Below are 7292 nucleotides of genomic sequence, written 5' to 3'. Positions count from 1 at the left end.
AAAAGCCTGCGAATCCTTCTGCGTCATTTGTGAACACATAGGCCTTCTTTGAATACTCCATCCCTCTCCAGTCAAATGCTTTGGCATAGTGCTTTTCGCTGCCTACATCGATCCCGACAATTATTTTTTCTTCTCCTACTTGCAAAATCTTTTCATTTTGTGTATAATACATATAGAGGACACCTTTCTGTAGTTTGTATTACTAACTTTCGCATCGTCAGTATTTACATTCTACACTGAGGTGTTCTTTTTTGCAACCCCTTGATTTGTTTGGTTACAGGAAGCTCTATTTGCTGGACAGGATATTTCCTCAGAACTGACCGTTAGTGCTACTTATTATTTTACAAGACGTGCATCGCGTTCAAAATGGTATCTGAAAAGAGTCTTGATGCTGTTTGTAAAGTGTATGGTAGTAAGCTTTGTTGCTTGTTTTATCAATTATCTGATGACAATGAAAATATCCGAAAATGTACAGATAACACCGATACTATGTGAATATTCGATATTTTGCCTTTACTGCTTCATATTAACATTAGCGGCAAATATAGCAGCGATTTTTACAGGAAGTATAATATCCGTAGTTATTTCTTCTGTTTTTCATATTATGTCTATACTTTTGTTGAAATCAAGTACTATATTTGGAAGATATAATTTGCTCGGCAATTGTGTTATAACGTTATCTTCTACAGCAAATGAATTTGTTATTAAACTTTCGATTGAACTTTCCGTTGCCGTGATAATAACAGTGGTAGGATTATTGATTATAAAAAACAAGGAGCTTGGGCTTGTTAATGCAGAACAGATAATATGATCAGGGAGGAAAAAATGAATACTCTTGAAATAAATAACTATACAAAGATAATAAAAGGTGCAGTTATACTGGATAATATCGACTTGAAATTTCAAAGCGGAAAGATCTATGGTTTTGTAGGTTATAACGGTTCGGGTAAAACCATGCTTTTCCGTGCGTTATGCGGACTTATCAAGCCCACAAACGGCTGCGTAAAATATAATTCACAGATACTTGGAAAAGATATTTCCGTTATCCCTAAGCTCGGAGTCGTTATTGAAAATATTGGGCTGTATCCCGAATTTACAGGTCTGAAGAATTTACAGCTTCTCGCAGGAATAAATAAAACTATTTCCGATGAGGAAATAAAGGCATCGATAAGAAAAGTAGGGCTTGACCCGGAGGACAAAAGAACTGTTCGTAAATATTCACTGGGTATGCGTCAGCGTATCGTGCTTGCACAAGCAATAATGGAATCCCCCGATGTGCTTATTCTTGATGAACCGACAAATGCACTTGATGAGGACGGGGTAAATGATATACATAGGATAATAAAAGAAGAAAAAGACCGAGGCTGTATCGTACTTATAGCAAGTCACAACAGATCGGATATAAACGGTATTTGTGATGAGATCTATATTATGGACAAAGGAAAATGCAGATTCTTGAAGGAGGACACAAATGCGTAGATTTGTAGTTTTACAGATAGTTATTATAGTTATTGCCTTTGTCTGCGGAATAATGGCGCATTCAAAAGCCGACATAAGTAAGATAACTTCTGCCGACCATATCAGCGAGATACAAAAGCTGAAAATAAACTCCATAGAATGTGCAGACAACAACACCAAAGGCTGCTTTGAAGCATTTAACGGCAACAGAAAGCTTTTTGATGAAAGCTATGAATATGCAGTATTTATATGTAAAGCACAGGATAAATACACATTTTCAAATGAGGCTGCAGAACAGTATGTTACCGTGGAAAAAAACATAGTCGGAAGCTATCCTAAAACAGGAAGCAGTATAAAACTTGTGAGCGGTGGTGGAATAAAGTATGAAACATCGTCGCAAATGAGAATGAGAAAAAGTAGTGGTCAGGAAAATCACGATATAAATGAAAGACTGTTTAAGTTTGATCTTGATGGAGCAAACGTGATGCTGCCCGATCACAGGTATCTGGTCGTCTGCATGACAAAGCAGATGGGCCTATCAAGGCATTACGGTACATTTCCAAATCAGATATGCTGGCTTGATCTTGAAAGCACAGAAAGCACTCCTCTTGAAAATGCTTTTGATAAGAATATATATATAAAACACTGTGATAATGAGTTTTTCTGTATCAAACAAGAAAATTTAGATAATCTTTATAAAAACAAAAAGGCTATACTGGATAAATACGGTATTTCATAATGATGTATAGTATTGGAAAACTTATTCAATGTTTATAGCATATCATTTCATTCCAGTTATTTACTTCGTGTGAAGCGATAGTATGATATGAACTTAAGCGTAAACTCTCAGTGTCGAATGGAGTTGAGATACATAATGTCTGAGTCAAACACAAAAGCAAGAATTCTTTTTCTCGAACACTATCTGACTGAGCATACGGATGAACAGCATATGGTTACAGCTGAAGAACTCATGAAGATTTGTGAGGATAATGGCTACAAGGCTAATCGCAATACTTTACGAGATGATATAGCCGTCCTTCAAGAACAGAGCGTGGACGTTATTATCGATCATGTTGGCAAATTTAAGGCTTTTTACATAGGAATGCGCCTGTTCGAATCAGCTGAAATCAAAACACTGATCGATGCAGTCTCAAGCTCTCGCTTTATTACAGCGGAAAAGAGTGAGGCACTCATAGAAAAACTTTCGCAGCTTGCTTGTAAGCACGACAGACAATCTCTGATAAACAGCTCTGTATCATCGGACAGGATCAAGACAGAAAGTACTGGGATATTCCTGACAATAGATACGGTAAACACAGCTATAAATGAAAGGAAAAAGATCAGCTTTCAGTATGTGGACTATCTCCCAACAAAAGAAGAAATACTTCGGCATGAGGGAAAGAAGTACGTCGTATCACCTCAAGCTCTGCTTTGGAATGATGACAGGTACTATGTACCATCGTATTCTGAAGAAAAGAAAGGTATAATCCCATTTAGAATAGACAGAATGAGGAATGTTGGTATTATCGACGAGCAGGCATTTAAAGATCACGAGTTCGTGCCATCCGAGTACAGCCGCAAAGTTTTAAAAATGTATGACGGTGATATCCCTGAGAAAAAGGTAGTTATCGAAGCGGATAATAAGTATTTGATCAACGTTATCGACCGTTTCGGTGAAGACGTTGAAACCAAACAGCTTAATGAGGATAGATTTTCTGCACAGATTTTCGTTAAGCCAAGCTCAACATTTTTTGCATGGGTGTTTCAATTCAGAGGCGAAGTAATAATAACAGCACCTATTGACGTGAAGGAAAACTATATTAAAATGCTGACCAATGCCGTCGAGTCGCAAAAATAAAGTAACAAGTAAAAAACGATGATAAATGAGCTGCGCCGACGCCCAGTTATGGATAGGCAGAACGAAGGAAGTTGGGACTTCGCTGATCGAATGATCCCGTTGGAAATAGGAGGTTCGCTGCCGTAACGGATAAGGGGCGCATCAAGGCTGATGAATTGGAACTTTGCCGTATCATAGGAAACGCTCTTGATAACGCAATAGATGGCTGTCAAAGGGCTGATGTTCCACATAAGCATATTTGGATAAGCCTAACGGAAGAACGAGAGAAGCTATTTATTGTCATTACAAACACATCAGATAAGGTAGATATATCTGCTTTAACATCAACAAAGAAAGAACAAGGGCTTAACGGCATAGGGATAAAAAGTATCAAATCCTCTGTTGACAGATTGGGAGGGTTGGTAAGTTTCGATTATGAGGACGGCATTTTTAAGCTGAACATTATGGTTCGCAATTGTTTGCTGATTTAATCATCTGACTTTCGGTACAAGAAAGCGACATTTCAGTACACTTTGCGACACTTTTGTGTAAAACCTATTGAAAAAATCGCCAGCGTGTGCTATGATTTTTGCAGGAAGTGATTCAGAACATAACGGAAGAATCCAAAGAGGTAATCTATGCATATGGAATGGAGCTGCTGATCTCCCATACGCTGCCTGCGGTTGTTGTATTCATAGCCGTATTTATGGGGTTGAGAAAGTTTGTGGGTGGGTATCATGCTAACAGTCATCTGAGCTGTATGTTCACGCTTGTCATGGTGATGCTGGCTTTCTCTTACGGCATTTGCAATGTAAGTGTACAGATTGCTCAGATATTCAGCATTAGCTTCATAGCGACAGCTTTGCCTGTCATTTTCTGTATTGCTCCCGTTCCGCATCCGAATAAACCGATGTCAGAGGAAAAGGGCATCAAGCTGAGGAAACGAAGTATTATACTTGCCGTTGCATTTTCCGCTGCTGTGATCGCACTGCTTGTACTCCAATATCGAAAAATAAGCCTTTATGTATCAAGCGGAATACTGCTATCAGCACCCGGAGCCTGACTTATCTGAGCTGTTTGAAAGGAGGGATATGTAATGAAAAAGCTGATGAGCATCGCAAAGAAGGCTTCTACGGCACTGGCGGCTCTTGCGCTGGTGGTAGCTACCACATCTGTTCCAAGCGCTTGCTATCATTGGTTTGCACAGCATATCGAGCCGGAGAAACTGAGGAATCTCGTAAACAACAAGTGATTTCAATATCATATAACAGGAGGGAGAAAAAGATGAAAATTTATAAGAAATGTAAACTTGCTATTGCAGGCATACTCTGTTTTGCTACAGGAGCATCTACACTGTCGGCATTTCCAGCTTTCTCAACAATTTGTAACGCTGAGGAAGTGCAAGAAGGTACTTATTCTGAAATTCAAGAGTCAATGTACGATAAGGGAACAGCACTGGCTATGACAAAGGATACTGTATACTCAAAAACACTTTCTGCTGGTTCACTCCATACATTTACATTTACGCCATCTTATTCAGGACTTTTTACTGTAGAAACTTTCGGAACTACTGATACATACGGCACTGTTTCTGGAAATCAAGGTACTATATTCCCTTCAGCACAAGACGATGACTCAGGCGAAGGTACCAACTTTGCTATTGGTTTTTTTCAACAAGCAGGTAAAACAACAACCATTACTGTAAGGCATTATAATAGCACATCTGGAACGGGTAATTATACTATACAAGTTAGAGATCAGCGAGCACAGATTTATACTTTTAATTATGGCTCTGGTGATATTGATACTACTCCCGATTCATCCACTCCGTATAGTTGGCTAAGAAGTATGGGGTATGCTGTTGGTGTTCATGAAAACAAACCTGCCTCGCATCTTAATGCTACAATCGCTTCAACATTTAAAAGAATTAATAGTGAAGTGGTATTTTTTTCGGGTCACGGAGGTTATGGTGGAGGTTCCATTCTATTTATGAATAGCTCTGGCGGATACGATTGGATGTACGATACTTCATCGTATTTTACCAGTATGTCAAATACAAAAGTTGCTGTTTGGTCGGCCTGCAACTCTTCTTTAGATCCTGATGGGACAGGTTCAAGAGTATCTATTGCACAAAAGTCCATAAATCTTGGTGCTCAATCAGCCATTGGTTGGAATACAATAACAGATATACCCGCTGCAAAAAAATGGACTGATCAATTTTTCCTTGAATTAGGCAATACCATGACAGTATCTGCTGCCGCAGCCTCAGCTGGAAGCGTATTTCTTTGGCCATGGGAAGGTAGCTACTCTGGTTGGCAAGTATTAGGAAACGGAAATACACTGGTATCATATCCGAATGTGAATCCTAAATCTGCCGGTTTATCATCGGTTCCAGAGGGAATGGTTTGCACTAACAAGGAAGATTTTGACAGTTTTATCTCTTCGTTTGATTATTTTACAGTTGATTTAAAGGGATTAGGAAAGAGGTATTATAAGACTATAAATGGATGTTTAACAAATGACTTTATTGATGTTCTTAATGACGGTTCATATAGAAAAACTGTAAATAGTATTTCTAAAGATGAAGTAATCAAGGCTTCTTCAATGAGCTTATCCGAACCTAAAGTAAACATAAGAGATAACATAATGTCATCAGATATTCTTTTTAATAAAAGAGTGTCAACAAAGGAATATACTGTTTATATGAAGCGCAATAATTTGGTTGAGCCAATAAAACTAATATATTCAGATTATGAGAGTTCTGATGGCATTGTATATCAAGATGTGATCTGCATTAATCTCAATACAAACAAATACATTGACTATGAAGATATCTGTACAGTCAATTAATTCAGTTCTTTGTCACAAAGCTTTTTCTTTTAAACTTTGAGGTGATTTTCATGACACGTAAAAAAATAATAATTGTATTAGTAATTACTCTGATTGCTTGTTTTATACCAATCCCAACAGGTACATATAAAGACGGAGGAACAAAAACATATACAGCATTAGCATACAAAATTATAAAATGGAATGTTTTAATCTCACCAGAAAATACATATAAGAGTATCGATATATATTGGTTTCCTGATAATTTCAAATCGATTTATGAGATTTATAACGAACATAATTTCAATAATTCAAGTGCTGATATAAGCCCTGCTAATGAAGACCCCATTCTTGACTATAACAACGAAAGTGAGAGCTATAGTAAATCACCGACTGAGCAAGTAACGCTAAACGTTGAAATAAAAAATAATACTATTAGCATCACATCAATTCCCAAATTCTGCTCAATCAAAGTTACCAATACATCAAATATTGAATATAAAGGTGGGCATCATTACTCTATTGAAAAGAATGATAATGGTAAATGGATTGTAGTTAATAATCCGCCAACTGATGATGAAGGTATTGTAATAAAGCCTTCAGAAACAATCACTTTGGATTATATTCAACTAAATCCAGAACAGTATTCCTATTCTGTTGGAGAGTATAGGGTGAATTTCGCATCTGGATTTTACGGATATTTTAATATCGAGAACTAATACTATTCAAAGTGTAATTGTAAGCAACAAGTATTATGGTCATTCACTTCGTATAGACTACCTCAAATATGTTTATGCTTGAGGTAGTCTATTACCCAAAAGGAGCTTCCTGTAACCAAACAAATCAAGGGGTTGCAAAAAAGAACACCTCAGTGTAGAATGTAAATACTGACGATGCGAAAGTTAGTAATACAAACTACAGAAAGGTGTCCTCTATATGTATTATACACAAAATGAAAAGATTTTGCAAGTAGGAGAAGAAAAAATAATTGTCGGGATCGATGTAGGCAGCGAAAAGCACTATGCCAGAGCATTTGACTGGAGAGGGATGGAGTATTCAAAGAAGGCCTATGTGTTCACAAATGACGCAGAAGGATTCGCAGGCTTTTTTGAATGGATCACCGGGATCATGGAAAAGAGCGGAAAAGAAACCGTTATGCCGGCTATGG

Annotated in this window: 9 protein-coding genes and 1 pseudogene; all 10 read left to right on the top strand. The window is 37.5% G+C overall.

Features of this window, described 5'->3' with window-relative positions; translation table 11 throughout:
* Positions 1-451 precede the first annotated feature (451 nt).
* The gene (locus tag BM265_RS20485) at positions 452-811 is read left to right on the top strand and encodes a hypothetical protein (protein ID WP_207647021.1); all 360 of its coding nucleotides are present in this window, start codon (positions 452-454) and stop codon (positions 809-811) included.
* Positions 812-825: 14 nt separating this feature from the next.
* On the top strand, positions 826-1479 hold the full coding sequence (locus tag BM265_RS19025) for an ABC transporter ATP-binding protein (protein ID WP_074963499.1): 654 nt from the start codon (positions 826-828) through the stop codon (positions 1477-1479).
* Positions 1472-2197, top strand: a complete 726-nt coding sequence (locus BM265_RS19020) for a hypothetical protein (protein ID WP_074963496.1) — start codon at positions 1472-1474, stop codon at positions 2195-2197. Before BM265_RS19025 ends, BM265_RS19020 begins: the two co-directional genes overlap by 8 nt.
* Positions 2198-2407: 210 nt before the next feature.
* Complete coding sequence (locus tag BM265_RS19015) at positions 2408-3316, top strand: helix-turn-helix transcriptional regulator (RefSeq protein WP_177219649.1); 909 nt, start codon at positions 2408-2410, stop codon at positions 3314-3316.
* A 155-nt stretch (positions 3317-3471) separates the two neighbouring features.
* On the top strand, positions 3472-3786 hold the full coding sequence (locus BM265_RS21155) for a GHKL domain-containing protein (RefSeq protein ID WP_074963494.1): 315 nt from the start codon (positions 3472-3474) through the stop codon (positions 3784-3786).
* A gap of 158 nt (positions 3787-3944) precedes the next feature.
* Positions 3945-4358: an accessory gene regulator B family protein gene (locus BM265_RS19005; protein WP_074963493.1), complete on the top strand. Its 414-nt coding sequence runs from the start codon at positions 3945-3947 to the stop codon at positions 4356-4358.
* Between the two features lie 33 nt (positions 4359-4391).
* On the top strand, positions 4392-4547 hold the full coding sequence (locus BM265_RS19000) for an AgrD family cyclic lactone autoinducer peptide (RefSeq protein WP_081358532.1): 156 nt from the start codon (positions 4392-4394) through the stop codon (positions 4545-4547).
* A 32-nt stretch (positions 4548-4579) separates the two neighbouring features.
* Positions 4580-6145: a lactonase family protein gene (locus tag BM265_RS18995; protein ID WP_074963492.1), complete on the top strand. Its 1566-nt coding sequence runs from the start codon at positions 4580-4582 to the stop codon at positions 6143-6145.
* 50 nt (positions 6146-6195) lie between these two features.
* Complete coding sequence (locus BM265_RS18990) at positions 6196-6843, top strand: immunoglobulin-like domain-containing protein (protein ID WP_074963491.1); 648 nt, start codon at positions 6196-6198, stop codon at positions 6841-6843.
* 217 nt (positions 6844-7060) lie between these two features.
* A pseudogene (locus tag BM265_RS18985) lies at positions 7061-7292 on the top strand (IS110 family transposase); the annotation flags it as partial.

The sequence above is a fragment of the Hominimerdicola alba genome (genome assembly GCF_900112155.1).
Taxonomy (GTDB): domain Bacteria; phylum Bacillota; class Clostridia; order Oscillospirales; family Ruminococcaceae; genus Hominimerdicola; species Hominimerdicola alba_D.
This window is presented reverse-complemented; position numbering and strand designations above follow the sequence as displayed.